A 16,076-nucleotide genomic window follows, 5' to 3' on the forward strand; every position below is an offset into this window, starting at 1 on the left:
TGTATACAAACGTGCGCAATGTCTCTAGGGCAAGGGGTGATCTCTGCGGTCAGAGAGAAAGCGACGCTGGAACCGTATCATCCTATCGGGGAACGGTCTCGGCTGGAGTTGCGCTGGCAAGCCTGCTGGAGATTGAGGCAGATGAAGGTTGAAACCGCGCTGTCGAGAGACCTGCCGCCAACGGAGGGGGCGTACTCGGCATTGCGTACGAACGCACAAGGCCAGAGCGTCCCGGTCGAGTTGACGCGGAAATATGACGTCCTGGTTGTCGGGGGAGGCAATGCTGCACTCTGTGCGGCCATCAGCGCGCGCCGGTCAGGCGCTTCCGTGCTGGTGCTTGAGGCCGCACCCAAATTCTACCGGGGCGGTAATACCCGGCATACCCGCAACATGCGATGCGCCCATGATGCGGCGACTGAAATCCTGACAGGTCCTTATACGGAGGACGAGTTCTGGGAGGATCTGCTGCGGGTGACGGGCGGCCAGACCGATGAAGAGCTCGCCCGCTTCATGATCCGCGAGTCGAAGGAAATCCTGCATTGGATCGTCGAACAGGGGGTTCGCTGGCAGCCGTCTCTGGGTGGAACGCTCAGCCTCGGGCGGACGAATTCGTTCTTCCTAGGGGGAGGGCGAGCGATGCTGAACGCGCTCTATCTCACGGCGGAGCGCCTAGGCGTCGACGTGCTCTACGATGCAGAGGTCGTCGATCTCGACATTCGAGGCGGCAGGTTCACGTCCGCCACAGTCGCCCATGGTGCGCAGCGGCATGACGTTCGTGCCGGCGCTTTGGTTGCCGCCGCAGGAGGCTTCGAGGCCAATATCGAATGGCTGAAGCAGTACTGGGGAGAGGTTGCCGACAACTTCCTGATCCGCGGAACGCCTTACAATCGTGGCTCGGTGCTCAGGATGCTGCTGGACAAGGGGGTGCAGCAGATCGGTGATCCGACGCAGTGCCATGCCGTTGCCATCGATGCGCGTGCGCCGAAGTTCGACGGCGGAATCATCACCCGCCTCGACTGCGTCGTCTTCGGCATCGTGGTGAACAAGAATGCCGAGCGCTTTTATGACGAAGGTGAGGATGTCTGGCCGAAGCGTTACGCGATCTGGGGCCGCCTCGTCGCGGCTCAGCCGGATCAGATCGCCTATATCATCTTCGATGAGCCTTCTCTCGAACTCTTCATGCCGTCGCTCTATCCGCCTGTGAAAGCAGACAGCATCCGGGAGCTCGCCGGAAAGCTCGGTCTCGATCCTGGGGCGCTTGAGACCACTGTCGAAACTTTCAACCAGGCGGTGCGACCCGGCACGTTCGACCACACGATCCTGGACGATTGCAGGACGGAAGGGCTGATGCCGTCGAAGAGCCATTGGGCGCGGCCGATCCGCACCGCTCCTTTCTATGCCTACCCGGTTCGCCCGGGCATCACTTTCACCTATCTGGGCACGCGCGTGAACAAAGAGGCGCGGATGCTCATGGCCGATGGCAAGCCGTCAGCAAACATGTTCGCCGCCGGAGAGATCATGGCAGGCAATGTCTTGGGCAAAGGCTATGCCGCCGGCATCGGAATGACAATCGGCAGCGTCTTCGGACGGATCGCCGGGCGAGAGGCCGCAAAAAATGCACGCAACTAAAGCTCTCGAAGAAGCCGATCGTCTGATGACGGTTTGCAACTCCTGCCGCTATTGCGAAGGATTGTGCGCAGTGTTTCCTGCCATGGAGATGCGGCGCGCTTTTAACGATGGCGATCTTAACTACTTGGCCAATCTCTGCCATGGCTGCGGCGCGTGCTACACCGATTGCCAGTTCTCGCCGCCGCATGAATTCAACGTCAACGTCCCCCAAACCTTGGCGAAGGTGCGTAACGATTCGTACAAGTTCTATGTTTGGCCGCGCGCCCTGGCGCCCATCTTCGAACGTAACGGGCTCGCGATCAGCCTTATTGCTGCGCTCAGTGTCGGGCTTTTCTTCTTCGGTCTGATGGCCATCAACGACCCGGCCGTGATGTTCGGGGTGCAGACGGGACCGGGTGCGTTCTATCGCATCATGTCGCACAATGCGATGGCGGGCGTGTTCGGCGCCGCGTTCTTCTATGCCATCGCAGCCATGATCATGGGATTTCGCATGTTCTGGCGCGACATCGGCGAGACGCGCGAGACGCTGACCAACAGCGTCTCGGTCTGGCAGGCGATGAAGGACACCATGGCGCTGCGCTATCTCGACGGCGGCGGGCCGGGCTGCTTCAATGAGGACGAGCGACCGATCGACCGTCGCCGCCTGTATCACCACCTGACCTTCTATGGTTTCTTTCTCTGTCTCGCCGCGACGAGCACAGCGACGCTCTATCACTATCTGCTCGGCATGCAGGCCCCCTATCCCTGGTACGACTTGCCCGTCGTTCTCGGATCGCTAGGCGGTATTGGCCTCGTGATCGGCCCTGCCGGCCTCTTGTGGGCGAAGATCAAGCGCGATCCGGCTCTGCGCGATGAGAATGGGCGTAGCATGGAGATGGCTTTCATCGTGATGCTGTTCCTGGTGAGCCTGACGGGTCTCCTGCTTCTGGTGCTGCGTGCGACCCCCGCCATGGGCACGATGCTCGCGCTGCACATGGGCTTCGTATTCGGCTTCTTCATCACGATGCCTTACAGCAAGTTCGTCCACGGCATTTACCGTTTCGGCGCGCTTGTTCGATATGCGAAGGAGCGCCGTGCGCTTCATGAGCCGACGCCATCGAAGGCTCGGGCGCTTGGAGTTCCTGACGCCAAAGCCGGAATCTGAAGGCGTTAGCGCGCCAATATCAACTTCCGAAGACCGTCACGATAAAGATAACGGTCGCAACATCCCATCAAGAGGAGACAAACATGGGGTTTAACCGCAGGATATTATTGGGATTGGCGTTGATTGCCGGCGCGGCTCTGCCGTCGGCAGGCCATGCCCAAGAAGGCAACTTGAAGATCATGGCGCCCGCCGCTCCTGGCGGTGGATGGGATCAGACGGCACGGGCCGTGGGACAGGCTCTCACGGAGGCTGGCTTGGCCCGGTCCGTGCAGGTCGCGAATGTCCCGGGTGCGGGCGGCACGATCGGCATCGCTCAATTCGTGAACAGTGCGAAAGGCGATGCAACCCAACTCATGGCGAGCGGCTACGTCATGGTAGGCGCCATCATCACCAACAAGTCGCCCGTCACTTTGGATCAGGTCACGCCGATTGCACGACTGACAGGTGAATGGCAGGCGATTGCCGTTCCGGCGTCCTCTCCGATCAAGACCATGAAAGAGCTCGGCGAGCTCATCAAAGCCGATCCGGCGAAGGTCACCTGGGCCGGCGGTTCTGCTGGCGGACCGGACCACATCCTGGCCGCCCTGATCACCAAGAATGTCGGGGCTGATCCGAGCAAGACGAACTACATCGCCTTTTCGGGAGGCGGCGAGTCGCTCGGTGCGCTTCTCGGCGGCAAGGTGACGGCCGGCATCAATTCGCTCAGCGAGTTCATGAGCCAGGTCAAGGCGGGCAAGCTTCGGCTTTTGGCCATCTCCACCCCGAACCGCTTGCCGGAGCTCGATGCACCGACCCTGAAGGAGAGCGGAATCAATCTCGAGCTTTCCAACTGGCGGATGATCGTCGCTCCACCCGGCATCAGTGCTGATGAGCGCGCTCGCCTCACGAAAATGTTCGAGGATCTCGCCAAGTCCGATGCGTGGAAGAAAATGCTCAAGACCAAAGCCTGGGATGACATCTTCCTGACGGGGGCGGCTCTCGACGAGTTCGTGAAACAAGAGCAGGCTCGAACCGCCGCAGTGCTTCAGGATGTCGGGCTGGTGAAGTAATCACAGCCAGATATGGAACTGTGAGGCGTGCCTGTGGCGCGCCTTGTCATGTCGGACTCCTGTAACGTTCAGGCTGCAAACAACCGGCGCAGATCGCGCACATTGGTGAGGTCGTCGAGCCTGAGCACTTTGTGAATCAGTTCCGTTGCCCGGTCGGACCCGATGACGGGTTTCATGAGATCGAGCGCCTTCGCCTCGATCTCACTGCCGTCCATCGGGTTCTCCGGTGTGCCTCGCACGGCCTTGGCATGATGCCGGAGGTGGCGACCATCGGTCGTCTCGATTTCAACGATGGCCTGCCGGGCCGGAGTGGCAATCGTGAGCTCGGCACTTGGAACGAGTTCGATCAGCCTGCGGATGGCCATCACCGTTGGGTCATTCATTCGCTCACGGTCATGGCAGCTCTCGAACGTCACTGTGCCATCGACAAGGGCAAGAGCGGCGAGATGCTGAACGCAGACATCCGGCATCGTCCGGTTGTCGACGATGTGGATCCGATCATCAGGCATCGTGATGATGACGCGCCTGACCTGCTCCGCTCTCAGATCATTGGTTTCGATCAGGGTTGTCGTTGCATCGAGCACGGCCTGGATGGGTGATCCCACGCACCACTTCTTGATCGAGGCCCGCATGATCTCGAAATGGGATCCAAGCCCTTCCGTCAGGCGAGAGGGATTGGGTTTTTCACCAAAGGCGGTGAAGAGATTGTGCTTGCCCGAAAACGGATCATCCACGGCCGAGAAACCAGCGGCGACCATGGTTGCCGCCGCGACGCCATTGCGCGCGCCCATACCACCGAAGTCGAAAGCTTTCTCCACATGCTCCTTGTCGCGCTGCCAGAATGGAACGCCTGATGCCTGTTGGGTTGCATATGACAAGACATGCCGGACACGTGTCGCATCGAAACGGAAAAGGGCCGCAGCCGCAGCCGCTGCGCCGAAAGCGGGCCCCAGACTATGGGTGCTGTGACGGACGGTGTCGGGCCGGCTGAAGCCAAGGGCCATCGTGGTGCGGGCGCCAATGTCATAACCAAGGGCCACGGCACGCAGGAGATCCTGTCCGCTGCGGTCCTGTTGCTCGGCGATGGCCAGAGCTGCGGGGATGATCCCGCAGCCGGGATGGAACCGCCCTGCGAGATGCGAATCATCTGTCTCATCGGCATGACCGGCCATGCCATTGGCAAGAGCGGCGCTGGTGGCCGGCAGAACAAGCGAAGTGCCGAGGACCGCCGCTTCCGCATTGCCTCCGAAGGAGCCGACGTAAGCTGCTGCAAGGCGGCCTGCTCGCAAGCGTGATCCCGACAGGATCGCCGCAATCGTATCGAGAATGTGTTGCTTCGTCTTGAGCGCGACATCCCGCGGTATGTCACGATCAAGCGTGCCGGCGATGTATTCCGAGAGAACAGAGGCCTCATGCGAAATCTCGTTGGCTGACTGCTCGTGCATTGGGTTTTCCTCCTGTTCGCCGCTCTTGCATCCGTCCAAATCGTTGGAAATAGACAGCTTCGTCCTGTTTATCATGACCTTCTCCCCTCAGCGGATTAGCCGAGCACGGAAATTCCAGGACATTGAAGTTATCTGTCGATTGTTGACAATTTCATCTTCGTCAATGAATACTCGTGCATGCAAAGCAATACAAGGCCGGTGCCGGACAAAAGATCGCTTTGCTGGTGAGGAGGCGCAGCCACATGAACGGTCAGGTCGCTCGGGCGGAATACGGGGCTGCTGCCCTTGATCTGAACATCACCAAGGATCTGTGCGCCTTTCTGGCTGTGCTCTCATTTGAGGATCTGCCCGAGACCGCCGTGCATGCGGGCCGACGGGGCGTTCTCGACTGGCTCGGTTGTGCTCTTGCCGGGAGCAGGCACCCGACGATCAGCAAGCTGCTTTCCGTTCTCGAGGAGGTCGGCGGCCCCGCAAGGGCAACGGTGCTTGGACGACAAACCAAGCTGGGGCTGCTCGATGCCCCGATCGCCAATGGTCAGATGGGCCACGTGCTCGATTTCGACGACACTCATATGGGAGGGGTCGTGCTTCACGCCAGCTCCCCCATCCTGTCGGCGCTCTTTGCGCTCTCCGAGAGAAATACGGTGACTGGCAGGGATCTCCTGACAGCCTATGCGGCTGGTTTCGAGGCAGGTGTTCGCACAGGGCAGGGCGCGCCAGCGCATCATGCGGGAGGATGGCATCTGACGGGAACGCTCGGCTCGATCGCTGCAGGAGCGGCTGCGGGAAAGCTCTTAGGCTTGAATTACCAGCAGATGGTCCATGCCCTCGGCATTGCGGCGACGCAGGCGGCAGGCATGCAGCAGAACCGCGGAACGATGTGCAAATCGCTCCATGCCGGCAAGGCGGCATCGAGCGGGGTCCTGGCCGCGCTGCTCGCGCAGAAGGGTTTCGACAGCTCGGATGAAATCCTCGAGGGAAAGCGCGGGTTCTGCCGGATCTACAGCAGCATCGCCAAGACCGAGCTCATTCTCGATCAACTCGGCGAGCGTTGGGAAATCACCCGAAACGGTCACAAGCCCTATGCGTGCGGGGTCGTGCTGCATCCAACCATCGACGCGATGATTGCTCTGGCCGCAAAGGTGCCTGCTGCGGATGAGGTCGCGACGATCGATCTAAGGGTGAATCCTTTGGCGGTTTCGATCACCGGCGTTGCCGACCCCAAGATGGGCCTCAAATCGAAATTCAGTCTCACTCATACCGCAGCCGTCGCATTCCTGGATCGTACGGCGGGCATTGCGCAATACACGGATGAGCGGGCTCGCCATCCTGATGTCGTCGCTCTGCGTGATCGTGTAAGTGTCCAAACGGATGAGAGCCTTGGAAAGGACCAGGCCTGGGCTGCCGTCGTCCTACGAAATGGCGAGCGCTACGAACATCAGGTCGTCCATGCGAGCGGCACGGTGGACAATCCGATGTCCGATGCTGCCATTGAAGCCAAGTTCCTGGCGAATGCGGCGTCGGTAATCGGGCAGGAGAGAGCATCGCGTATCCGTGACGCGGTCTGGCACCTCGACCAGCTTGGCGACATTCGCGGTCTGTTGGACCTATGCGCCTGAGAGACGATCTCCGCCTCCCGTCCTGGCATACTCTTCCGAGCCTTGTCCTGGCCGTCGGACTAGGCTGGCTTGCATCCTCTGTTCATGTGCCGCTGGCCTGGGTTCTCGGGCCTTTGATCGCGACGGCTTTGATCTCCATCGCTGGGCATCCTGTTTTCGCGCCTGCTCTCGGGAGACGTCTTGGACAGGCCATCGTCGGCACCAGTGTCGGCCTCAACATCACTGCAGCAGCCGTTGGTGTCCTGATCATGTGGGCCCCATGGATGGTGGTTACGGCGCTCGTCGCGATCCTGTTTGCAGCAGCATTGTCGGTGCCGATGTCCATGATCAGCAAGATCGATCATAAGACGGCGTTCTTCTCTCTCACTCCAGGGGGACTCTCCGAGATGGCGAATATCGGCGTCTCCGTAGGCGCCGAGGCAGAGCCGATTGCCGTTTCTCAAGCACTGCGTGTCGCTCTGTTGGTCTGTCTCATGCCCCCGCTGATCATCGCTCTCGGCATCGACGGGGGCTTGATAAATCAAGCGAGTCAGGTCCAGCTTTCCTGGTGGCACGTCGCAGTGGCACTCGCTGCGGGGATGGCTGGCGTCGTGGTCACAAGGCTGTTGCGCTTCAACAATCCCTGGACCGTCGGAGCAATCCTTGGCACCGGCATCGTGGCGGCAACGGGCTTGCTGACAGGGCGCATGCCGGGAAGTTTGTTCGCGCTTGGGCAATTCCTGATCGGACTTTCGATCGGCGCTCGCTTCCGGCGGGAAAGCCTTGTCCGGCTTCCGCGCATCTTCATCGTGAGCGCCTTGTTCACGATCCTGCTATCCGTTCTGCTCTTCGCCTATGCCGGATTCCTGTCGGCCCTGACCGGAATCGATCTTGCGAGCGTGGCGCTCGGTTCATCTCCCGGGGGGATGGCCGAGATGGCTCTAACGGCGCAGGTGCTCCATCTCAACGTCGCGCTCGTGATCGCCTTCCATGTCATTCGTGCGTTCTTCGTGAACGGTTTCACGCTCTATTTCTATAAGTTCTTCAGCTGGATAGGTCTGTTTTCAGGCGTTGCGGCCGTCCTAGGCCGCCGCTGGCATCATTGAGGGACTTCGATCGATCCTTGATGCGAAGAGGTGATCTTGACCGGCTCTATACATTGTGCACTACTGTATACAATAATCTGTCGGCAGTCGACGCGAGGCCGCCGGGACTTGGGGCCGGGACTTGAGGCAAAGAGTTCGTTGAGGGGGCTTGCGACGAATTCGCCTTGGCTCTTGGGAAGAGAGCGGAAAGCTCCTGTGACAGGATCAATGAATCGTCCAGCAAGGCCGCTGAGCTTGGGTTCGGGCGAACGGAGCGAACGGGGAGGAAGCTGTGGCAGAGAGTAAACTGCTTGATGGGCAGGTTGCCATCGTGACAGGCGGCGTGCGACGCATAGGCAAAGCCATTGCGATGTCCCTGGCCCGCGAGGGCGCTGCGATCGTTATCAACGCGCGCTCTTCGCGAGACGAGGCCGAAGCCACCGCACGAGAGATCGAGGCGGTCGGCGGGCGCACCATGGTTCACATTGCGGATGTCACGGATGAAGAGGCTGTCGCCGGAATGGTTTCGGCGACCATGGAGGCGTTTGGACGGATCGACATTCTCGTCAATAATGCAGCGATCCGCCGGGAGGTGCCGTTCACGGAGATGACGCTGACCGAGTGGCGTGAGATCACGGGCGTCATCCTCGAAGGAGCCTTCCTGGGATCTCGCGCCGTTCTCCCTCACATGGTCCGCTCACAACATGGACGCATCATCAATATCGGTGGGGTGAGCGCGCATACGGGGGCTTACAACCGCGCTCATGTGGCAGCTGCCAAAAGTGGCCTGACAGGACTGACCCGTGCGCTTGCGGTCGAGTTCGCTGCACAAGGCATCACGGTCAACTGCGTCGTACCCGGCAAGATCGGCGGCAAGCGCTCGGCAACCTCAGGGCACAGCGTGTCGCTCCCGGGCGGAGGGCAGCCTCTGGTCGGCCATGATGGCGCGCCGGAAGATGTGGCGGAGGTTGTGCGAACCCTGTGCCTGCCAACCGGTGGTTTCATTACCGGCCAGACCATCCATGTGAATGGTGGCCTGTACATGCCGTAGGCCGGCTAGCTGTGCCGTAACGGCAGCAAGTTCCAGAATAGCTCTTGCCATTCAATCGGGACTGGTGTGGTATCTCAAATTGTCGACAGTTAGCAAAATAAGCTGACCCATAGACCGCCGAAAAGGCGGCTTCGATGAACAAGGAGGAAACGGTGACATTCTCTCGGCTAAAAACAGCATTCTGCGCAGGCTTGGCGGTTGTCGGCCTGTTGGTGCAACCCGCTCTTGCTGCTGAATACCCGCACAAGACCGTGAAGCTCGTAACGCATTCCAGTCCTGGAGGCGGGACTGATGTCTTCCTGCGCGAGCTGATCAAGCATCTCTCGCCCATCATGAACGTCACCTTCGTCGTCGAGAACGTTCGCGGCGGTGCCGGCGCCAAGGCCGTGGCCTATCTCGCGGGATCGCCTGCGGATGGCAGCGTCTTCTATGGAACGACGCCCAGCTACATCAACACGTCGCTGCTCAGCAAACCTGAGAAGACGTTCGAGGATCTCGATCCGGTCGTGAACCTCTTCCAGGATCCGCAGATCGTTTTCGTGCGTGCGGATAGCCCCTACAAGATGCTGAAGGATGTCGTCGAGGATGCCAAGAAACGCCCGAACCAGGTGCGTGTTGGCGTCAGCACGCCGGGCTCCCTCGACCGTCAGGTCATGGAGCAGCTCAAGGCCGAGACCGGCACGGAAATGACCATCATCACGCATGACGGCGGTGGCGACGTGATGCTGAGCGTTCTGAACGGCACATCCAATGTCGGTATCGGCGAGGTCGCCGAATTACGCGGACAGATCGACGCCAAGAAGATCCGGGTGATCACGACCTACACCGAACAGCGACTGCCGCAATTCCCCGATGTGCCCACTGCCAAGGAGCAGGGAATGAATCTCGTTGTCCGCAAGTTCCGTGGCATCGCGGGACCGAAGGGGCTTCCGCGCGAGATCGTAGCGGCGTGGGAAGATGCGACCCAGAAGGTGCTTCAGGACCCGAAATTCAAGGCCTGGTATGAGAAGGATGCTCTCATCCCGGCCTATATGGACCAAGCCACATACAAGAAGTTCATCGCTGATTTTGCGGAAGGACAGAAAGCCTTCTTCACGAAGTACGGCATCACGACCGAGTGATCTGCGCAGTGATCCGTGAGGCTTTTCGGGAGAGTGATGATGCGCAGCAATTTGATCACAGGGATTCTTCTTCTCGTGTTCTCGGTGATTTTCTGGTTGGGCGCTGATGCAATCCCGAAAAGCCGCCTCGGCGGCAGCGTGGGTGCGGATGGTCTCCCGAAGATGCTGGCGATCGCATTGGGTGTTCTGTCGGTCGGCTACATTGCCCAGACGTTGCTGACGGCGCGGATGGCGGGACCTGTCATAGCGCCCGGGCGCGAACCCAGGGCGGTGGATTACACACGCCACCTCAGGGCAATCGGCATGATTGTTCTCGGAGCCGTCTATGTCGCGGTCATTCCTTATCTTGGTTACATCCTGAGCATTGCTCTGCTGTTGCTGAGCGTTGCTCTCTATAACGGCAAGCGTCCTTCCCGCGGACTGCTCTTGTTCGCCGTTCTCGGCTCGATCGGATTTTACCTGCTGTTCGTCAGGCTTCTGGACGTTCCTCTGCCGGCAGGGATCTGGCCGAGTCTCATTGGCTGAGCATGGGCGTCGACAGTCGGTTGGCACCCATTCTTTCATTCGTCTCAGGAGCGTATCCATGGACGGCCTCTCCTACGCCTGGCAAGCAGTAATATCCATGCCCGTTCTGGCAGCCGCTCTAGGGGGCGTCCTGTGGGGCATCCTCGGCGGGGCTCTCCCGGGTATCTCGCCTTCGATCGCGATGGCTCTGCTTTTGCCGTTCACCTATAATCTGTCGCCACTCGTCGCAGTGGTCCTGCTCGCAGCTGTCTATGTGGGGGCTGAATATGGCGGCTCCATTCCGGCCATTCTCATCAGAACTCCCGGCACGAACTCCGCCGCGGCGACGGTAATCGATGGATATGAGATGCAGCGTCAGGGGCGGGGCGGTGAGGCTTTGGGCCTCTCGCTTGTCGGCGGGACGATCGGCGGCTTGTTCGGCCTCATCCTGCTGTCGACACTGACAGAACCGCTTGCGAGTCTCGCGCTGATCTTCACGCCGCCAGCCTATTTTGCTCTCGGTATTCTCGGCATCAGCATCATCGGATCCTTGTCGGAAGGCGCGCTCCTGAAAGGTCTTATTTCCGGCGTTCTCGGCATGATGATCGCCACCGTCGGCACGGACCCGATCTCAGGTGTGAGCAGGTTCACTTTCGGAAATCCCAATCTGCTCGAAGGAATTCACTTCATTCTCATCATGCTCGGCATCTTCGCGGTTGCGGAGCTCATGACGCAAGCCGGAGAGGAACGCTGGACGGAGGGCAGCAAGCCAGATACCACTCAAGCGCGGCTCAAACTTCCCAACCTTTCGACCCTGTGGCGTCTGCGCAAGGCGCAGGGGATCGGCTGTGTCTTGGGAGCCATTGAAGGCGTAATTCCTGGCGGGGGTGGTTCCGTTGCAGCCTTCCTGTCCTACAACGAAGCTCGCCGCTGGTCGAAAGAGCCCGAGAAATTCGGCAAAGGATCGGAGGAGGGCGTCATCGCGCCCGAGACTGCCAACAACGTCGTGTCTGCGACCGCGCTCGTGCCGACATTGAGCTTCGGTATTCCGGGCTCGAACTCGACCGCCATTCTTCTCGGTGGCTTTCTCATTCACGGATTGCAGCCGGGTCCGCTACTGTTCACGAGCAATCCCGACATCGTCTATGGCCTGTTCGGTGGCCTCTTCACGGCAAACATCATGATGTTCCTTCTCGGCATCGTGATCCTCGGACCTTGCATCTGGCTCGTGCAGCGGCCGAAGCCATACCTCATGGCCGCCATCTTCGGCCTGGTGGTGTCAGGCGTCTATTCGATCGATCACAGCCTCTTCGATCTCTCGATCGTTCTTGCGGCAGGCATCGTCGGTTACGTGATGCGTGTGCTCGGTTTCCCGCACCTGCCCCTGATCCTTGGCCTCGTGCTCGGATACATGATCGAATCCAATTACCGTCGCGCGCTGCTGATCACCAACGGGGACCACATCGTCTTCCTGCAGGATAACGTCAGCCTCGGCCTTCTGACCTGTGCGGCTCTCATCATCTTCTTCTCCGCCTTGAGAGAGTTTCGCCGCTACCGGAACCCGATTGTCCTGTCCGAGCCGCAGGTCCAGGACAGCAAGCAGGATCCGGCATCGTTTCCTTCCTGACAAAATGGATTCACTCCTGACGATACGGAGAAAGACGTTATGGCAAAAGAGAACACGCCTCCACCCGGGCAGGCGCTTGCGGAACAGTTTGCAGCTTGGGCCTCGGCCTTGGACGATGCTTCTCTCCCGCAGGAACTTCGGGACACTGCAACAGCGGCCCTCATCGACCATGCAGGATTGGCCGTCTCGGCCCGTCACGAGGATTACGTTCAAGCTATCGCATCCGCCTGGGAAGGTGCGGGTTCCTGCACGGCTTTCGGCCATGCGCGCAGCTATGATGCAGCCGGCGCGGCTTTGATCAACGGAACGGCGTCCCACGGTGAGGATTATGACGACACTTTCGAGGGCACGCCCGTGCATACCAGCGCAGTCATCGTACCGGCCGTGCTGGCTGCTTGCGAGCGTCATGGAAGAACGGGCTCCGATGCGTTGCGAGGAATAGCAGTTGGCGCGGAACTGATGTGCCGCATGGCCATTGTCGCGCCGACGGCACAGCACCGGGCTGGTTTCCACCCGACAGCGATCATTGGCGCCATCGGTGCCGCTGCCGGAGTCGGCACGGCGCTGCGCCTGACGCCAACTCAGCTTGTTGATTCGCTCGGCGTCGCTGCGAGCTTCGCCTCGGGCATTATCGAATACTTGGCGGAAGGAACCTGGACGAAGCGCATCCACCCAGGCTGGGCTGCTCAGGCGGGATTGCGTGCTGCATTGCTTGGGCGCGCAGGATTCAAAGGACCGCGAACTGTTTTCGAAGGTGAGCACGGCTTCTTCTTTGCTTTTGGTGTTCCGGACATCGCGCCGGACTACTCGCGCATCACATCCGATCTGGGGCGCGACTGGAAGGCCAGCCGTATTGCCTTCAAGCCTTATGCCTGCGGCACGATGGTTCAACCGTTCATCGACTGCGCTATCCGTCTTGCGCGGGAGGGTGTGAAGCCCGAGGACATCGAGGACGTTCTCTGCAAGGTCGGAGAGGGAACCGTGCACCGGCTGTGGGAGCCTCTTGCGGAGAAGCGTCGTCCATCGACCCCATATTCCGCGAAGTTCAGCGTTCCCTTCGGTGTTGCAGCCGGCCTCGTCGACCAGGCGGCCGGGCTTGGTCAGTTTACCGAGGAGAGGATTCGGGATCCCCAGGTTCTGGCGCTCGCAGGAAAGGTCCGATACGAGATCGACCCGAATGACGAGTATCCGAAAAACTATACCGGAACCGTCATCGCGAGATTGAGGGACGGGAGCGTTCGAAGTGCGCATCAGCCCCACATGCGCGGCGGTGCGCGAGAGCCGCTGTCCCGTGATGAGATCCTTGCGAAGTTCTACGCGAATACGCGGTATGGCGGCTGGATGCCGTCCCAGGCGGACGCTCTCTCGCGATGGTGCGAGCGTCTCTTCGAGGCTCCGAGTCTTGCCGGAATCGAGGCCTTTCGCGGCTGAACATGAAAGAAGCGCGGAGGTATCGTCCGCGCTTGTTCATAGAAGTAGACGATGAAGGCAGGTCCTCACCGAGGCCTGCCCTGAATCTTTGAGCTTACCGCGACGGGACGCCCGCTTCGATGACCGGCATCAGCGAGGACGCGTTCGCAACATCCCGGCACAGGGCGATGAAACGATCCGCGCCCGATGTTCCCAGAACGGGTTCGCAGAGGTCGCGCACCTTTCCATCGAGCTCTTCATTGCTCATCGGGCGATCAAGGCTGCCGATCGCGTGCTCGACGAAAAGTTCGTGAACCTTCCCATCCGTCGTGGTGATCGTGACCTTGACCTGATCCTCGTGAATGCCTTTCTCCGCCTCGGCCCTCACCTTGCGGCGCAAGGCGACGATCTTGGGGTCCGTCACCACCTCGTCCGCATATTCATGTTCCCCGCAACGGCCATAGACGATCGCTGCCGCGCAGGAATGGTAAACCGAGAACTTTCCTTCGAGGCCGGTCCTGGGTTCGGTTTTGCCGGTCAGCTCGAGCACGAGGGGATGAACCTTCAACTCGATCGAGGCAATATTCTCTGCTGTCAGGCCATGGGCACTTCTCAGCTGAATGCAGCCATCCAAAGCCGGGTGGATCACGATTCCGCAGGCGAAGGGCTTATAGGTGTTGAGTGCAATCTCCCAGGTCTCTCCCAGCCTCTCCGTGATCTCGGCAGGGTCGAATTTCGTCGACAGCACATGCGCGAAGCCTCGTGGCGCCTCGATGCCTCGCTCGGAGCTGGTAAAGTTCTGGGCCGCGAGATGAGCCGCGAGAAGCCCGTTCTGAGCGGCCCGTCCCGGATGGAACGGCTTGCACATTGTGCCGAACATCTCACGAAGCCCCGACGACTGAGTCGCCGCAATGCCGAGCGCCCACGTCATCTGCTGCGCATTCAGGCCCAGAACCTTGCCGGCTGCAGCCGCCGCGCCGAAGACACCCGTCGTTCCCGTGATGTGCCAACCGCGGTCATAGTGTTCCGGGTAGACGGAATTGCCGATGCGGCATTCCACTTCGACGCCAAGAATAAAGGCATGCAGGAATTCCCGGCCGCTCATGGGGCGCGTTTCGGCGAGCGGAAGGAGGGCCGACGCGATCGGTCCGGCGGGGTGAATGATCGTCTTCAGATGCGTGTCATCGAAATCGAACACGTGTGACGAGATGCCGTTCAGCAGCGCGGCGTGGAGCAGATCGAGCTTGTCGCCCCGACCCAGAACCGTCGCCTGTCCCTGGCCTGCAAAGGGGCGGATCGCGGCGAGCGTGCGGTCGAGGGTCGAATGAATCGAGCCGCCGACAGCGCAGCCGGCCCAGTTCAGGAACGAGCGAACTGCTTCTGTATAGACGGCCTCGGGTATGTCATCGGCCTTCGACGCGACGACGAAGTTCGCGAGAACCTGTGTGACCTTCGACCGGTCGATAACTGCGGAATCCATCTTTTCTGTTCTCCAACTAACCCGAAGCGGACGCGGCTCCGATTGTGCTTCCTTTGGTGATGGAGGGTCCCGAAAAAATTGTCAACAGTTAACGAAAAATGCTCTATCCTGAGCGAGTCTTGCCTCCATGCCGAAGGTGTCCCGTCCTATGATGCTGCGCTCTCCCTCAGAAGAACTGGCCGTCCTTCGCACATCGTCCCTCGCTGCCGTCGTAGAGCGCGAAGTCGAACGCCTGATCCTCAATGGGCGCTTCTCCCCCGGTGAGCGGATCAACGAGAACAAATTGGCGTCGGAGCTGGGGACGAGCAGAGGTCCGGTCAGGGAGGCGATCCGTGCCCTGGAAGGTTCGGGACTCATCGTCTCGGTTCGGAACCGGGGCTCGTTCATTCGCCGCCTGTCCGTGCAGGAGGTGAGGGAGGTCTACGAGATCCGTTCTGCGCTGTTCGGCCTCGCCGGAAAGCTTCTCGCCGAGCGGGTCACAGCAGATCAGCTTGAGCGTCTGAACGGTTTCGTCATCGGGATGGAGGAAGCCTCCCGGGAGCGCAACTTCGATGCTTATTATCCGCTCAACCTGTCCTTTCATGAATTCATCGTGGATTCTGCCGGCAATGCCATGCTTGCGCAGCAATACCGGAGCTTCGTCAAAAAGCTGCATCTGTTTCGAGCCCGCAGTCTCGTCCAGGGTGGAGGTCTCGGCGTCTCGAACAAGGAGCACCGTGAGATGCTGTCGGCCATCGCGGCCGGAGATCCGGTCTGGGCTCACGAGGCACATTGCCGGCATGTCGTCTCAGCGCGGGATCGCCTGCTGAGCGTCATGGACGCTGAGGCAGGCAAGCCAGACCGGATCTGAGCATTATCCCGCTATCCCATTGGAAAATGAGATAGCGGGACGCGCCGGCTCGGGGTCTTGATCCAACCGTATTCCTGCTCGTT

The 16,076-nt window shown here is 60.2% G+C and carries 13 protein-coding genes; 11 read left to right on the plus strand and 2 right to left on the minus strand.

The genetic code is table 11. The features are described from left to right. Positions 1 to 240: 240 nt before the first annotated feature. The 3 genes from tcuA (at position 241) to ACUXUR_RS20545 (ending at position 3,822) form a co-directional block, all read left to right on the plus strand. A complete protein-coding gene (gene tcuA / locus ACUXUR_RS20535) occupies positions 241 to 1,629 on the plus strand; it encodes an FAD-dependent tricarballylate dehydrogenase TcuA (protein WP_445504260.1) in 1,389 nt (462 codons plus the stop codon). Next, on the plus strand, positions 1,616 to 2,773 hold the full coding sequence (tcuB, locus tag ACUXUR_RS20540; RefSeq protein ID WP_445504217.1) for a tricarballylate utilization 4Fe-4S protein TcuB: 1,158 nt from the start codon (positions 1,616 to 1,618) through the stop codon (positions 2,771 to 2,773). The genes tcuA and tcuB overlap by 14 nt, the downstream gene beginning before the upstream one ends. A gap of 83 nt (positions 2,774 to 2,856) precedes the next feature. Further along, positions 2,857 to 3,822, plus strand: coding sequence for a Bug family tripartite tricarboxylate transporter substrate binding protein (locus tag ACUXUR_RS20545; RefSeq protein WP_445504218.1), 966 nt, complete (start codon positions 2,857 to 2,859; stop codon positions 3,820 to 3,822). A 68-nt stretch (positions 3,823 to 3,890) separates the two neighbouring features. Here the strand turns inward: ACUXUR_RS20545 and ACUXUR_RS20550 are convergent, their stop codons facing one another. After that, the gene (locus tag ACUXUR_RS20550; protein ID WP_445504219.1) at positions 3,891 to 5,267 is read right to left on the minus strand and encodes an MmgE/PrpD family protein; all 1,377 of its coding nucleotides are present in this window, start codon (positions 5,265 to 5,267) and stop codon (positions 3,891 to 3,893) included. Between the two features lie 242 nt (positions 5,268 to 5,509). On the opposite strand from ACUXUR_RS20550, the gene ACUXUR_RS20555 reads away from it, so the two are divergent. From ACUXUR_RS20555 to ACUXUR_RS20585, 7 genes are all read left to right on the plus strand, one after another. Further along, positions 5,510 to 6,886 carry an MmgE/PrpD family protein gene (locus ACUXUR_RS20555; protein WP_445504220.1) on the plus strand — a complete coding sequence of 459 codons (1,377 nt, stop codon included), beginning with the start codon at positions 5,510 to 5,512 and terminating at the stop codon, positions 6,884 to 6,886. After that, the gene (locus ACUXUR_RS20560; RefSeq protein WP_445504221.1) at positions 6,877 to 7,971 is read left to right on the plus strand and encodes an AbrB family transcriptional regulator; all 1,095 of its coding nucleotides are present in this window, start codon (positions 6,877 to 6,879) and stop codon (positions 7,969 to 7,971) included. The genes ACUXUR_RS20555 and ACUXUR_RS20560 overlap by 10 nt, the downstream gene beginning before the upstream one ends. A gap of 271 nt (positions 7,972 to 8,242) precedes the next feature. Further along, positions 8,243 to 9,001 (plus strand): SDR family NAD(P)-dependent oxidoreductase, encoded by a 759-nt coding sequence (locus ACUXUR_RS20565; protein ID WP_445504222.1) that lies wholly within the window; start codon positions 8,243 to 8,245, stop codon positions 8,999 to 9,001. Between the two features lie 152 nt (positions 9,002 to 9,153). Then, positions 9,154 to 10,122 carry a Bug family tripartite tricarboxylate transporter substrate binding protein gene (locus ACUXUR_RS20570; RefSeq protein ID WP_445504223.1) on the plus strand — a complete coding sequence of 323 codons (969 nt, stop codon included), beginning with the start codon at positions 9,154 to 9,156 and terminating at the stop codon, positions 10,120 to 10,122. A 36-nt stretch (positions 10,123 to 10,158) separates the two neighbouring features. Continuing rightward, complete coding sequence (locus ACUXUR_RS20575; RefSeq protein WP_445504224.1) at positions 10,159 to 10,647, plus strand: tripartite tricarboxylate transporter TctB family protein; 489 nt, start codon at positions 10,159 to 10,161, stop codon at positions 10,645 to 10,647. A gap of 58 nt (positions 10,648 to 10,705) precedes the next feature. Beyond that, entirely contained in the window at positions 10,706 to 12,253 is a 1,548-nt protein-coding gene (locus ACUXUR_RS20580; protein ID WP_445504225.1) for a tripartite tricarboxylate transporter permease, read from the plus strand. A gap of 39 nt (positions 12,254 to 12,292) precedes the next feature. Continuing rightward, on the plus strand, positions 12,293 to 13,684 hold the full coding sequence (locus tag ACUXUR_RS20585) for an MmgE/PrpD family protein (RefSeq protein ID WP_445504226.1): 1,392 nt from the start codon (positions 12,293 to 12,295) through the stop codon (positions 13,682 to 13,684). Positions 13,685 to 13,778: 94 nt separating this feature from the next. Here the strand turns inward: ACUXUR_RS20585 and ACUXUR_RS20590 are convergent, their stop codons facing one another. Then, positions 13,779 to 15,143 carry an MmgE/PrpD family protein gene (locus ACUXUR_RS20590; RefSeq protein ID WP_445504227.1) on the minus strand — a complete coding sequence of 455 codons (1,365 nt, stop codon included), beginning with the start codon at positions 15,141 to 15,143 and terminating at the stop codon, positions 13,779 to 13,781. Between the two features lie 148 nt (positions 15,144 to 15,291). Here ACUXUR_RS20590 and ACUXUR_RS20595 point away from each other — a divergent pair, with 148 nt between their 5' ends. Beyond that, the gene (locus tag ACUXUR_RS20595) at positions 15,292 to 15,993 is read left to right on the plus strand and encodes an FCD domain-containing protein (protein WP_445504228.1); all 702 of its coding nucleotides are present in this window, start codon (positions 15,292 to 15,294) and stop codon (positions 15,991 to 15,993) included. Positions 15,994 to 16,076 lie beyond the last annotated feature (83 nt).

The organism is Microvirga medicaginis, from assembly GCF_052658925.1.

What these genes read in the sequence shown, in the direction of transcription:
- ACUXUR_RS20560 (WP_445504221.1), top strand. Translation starts at nt 6,877, where the DNA reads ATGCGCCTGAGAGACGATCTCCGCCTCCCGTCCTGGCATACTCTTCCG.
- ACUXUR_RS20595 (WP_445504228.1), top strand. Translation starts at nt 15,292, where the DNA reads ATGATGCTGCGCTCTCCCTCAGAAGAACTGGCCGTCCTTCGCACATCG.
- tcuB (WP_445504217.1), top strand. Translation starts at nt 1,616, where the DNA reads ATGCACGCAACTAAAGCTCTCGAAGAAGCCGATCGTCTGATGACGGTT.
- ACUXUR_RS20585 (WP_445504226.1), top strand. Translation starts at nt 12,293, where the DNA reads ATGGCAAAAGAGAACACGCCTCCACCCGGGCAGGCGCTTGCGGAACAG.
- ACUXUR_RS20575 (WP_445504224.1), top strand. Translation starts at nt 10,159, where the DNA reads ATGATGCGCAGCAATTTGATCACAGGGATTCTTCTTCTCGTGTTCTCG.
- ACUXUR_RS20580 (WP_445504225.1), top strand. Translation starts at nt 10,706, where the DNA reads ATGGACGGCCTCTCCTACGCCTGGCAAGCAGTAATATCCATGCCCGTT.
- ACUXUR_RS20550 (WP_445504219.1), bottom strand. Translation starts at nt 5,267, where the DNA reads ATGCACGAGCAGTCAGCCAACGAGATTTCGCATGAGGCCTCTGTTCTC.
- ACUXUR_RS20545 (WP_445504218.1), top strand. Translation starts at nt 2,857, where the DNA reads ATGGGGTTTAACCGCAGGATATTATTGGGATTGGCGTTGATTGCCGGC.
- ACUXUR_RS20555 (WP_445504220.1), top strand. Translation starts at nt 5,510, where the DNA reads ATGAACGGTCAGGTCGCTCGGGCGGAATACGGGGCTGCTGCCCTTGAT.
- ACUXUR_RS20590 (WP_445504227.1), bottom strand. Translation starts at nt 15,143, where the DNA reads ATGGATTCCGCAGTTATCGACCGGTCGAAGGTCACACAGGTTCTCGCG.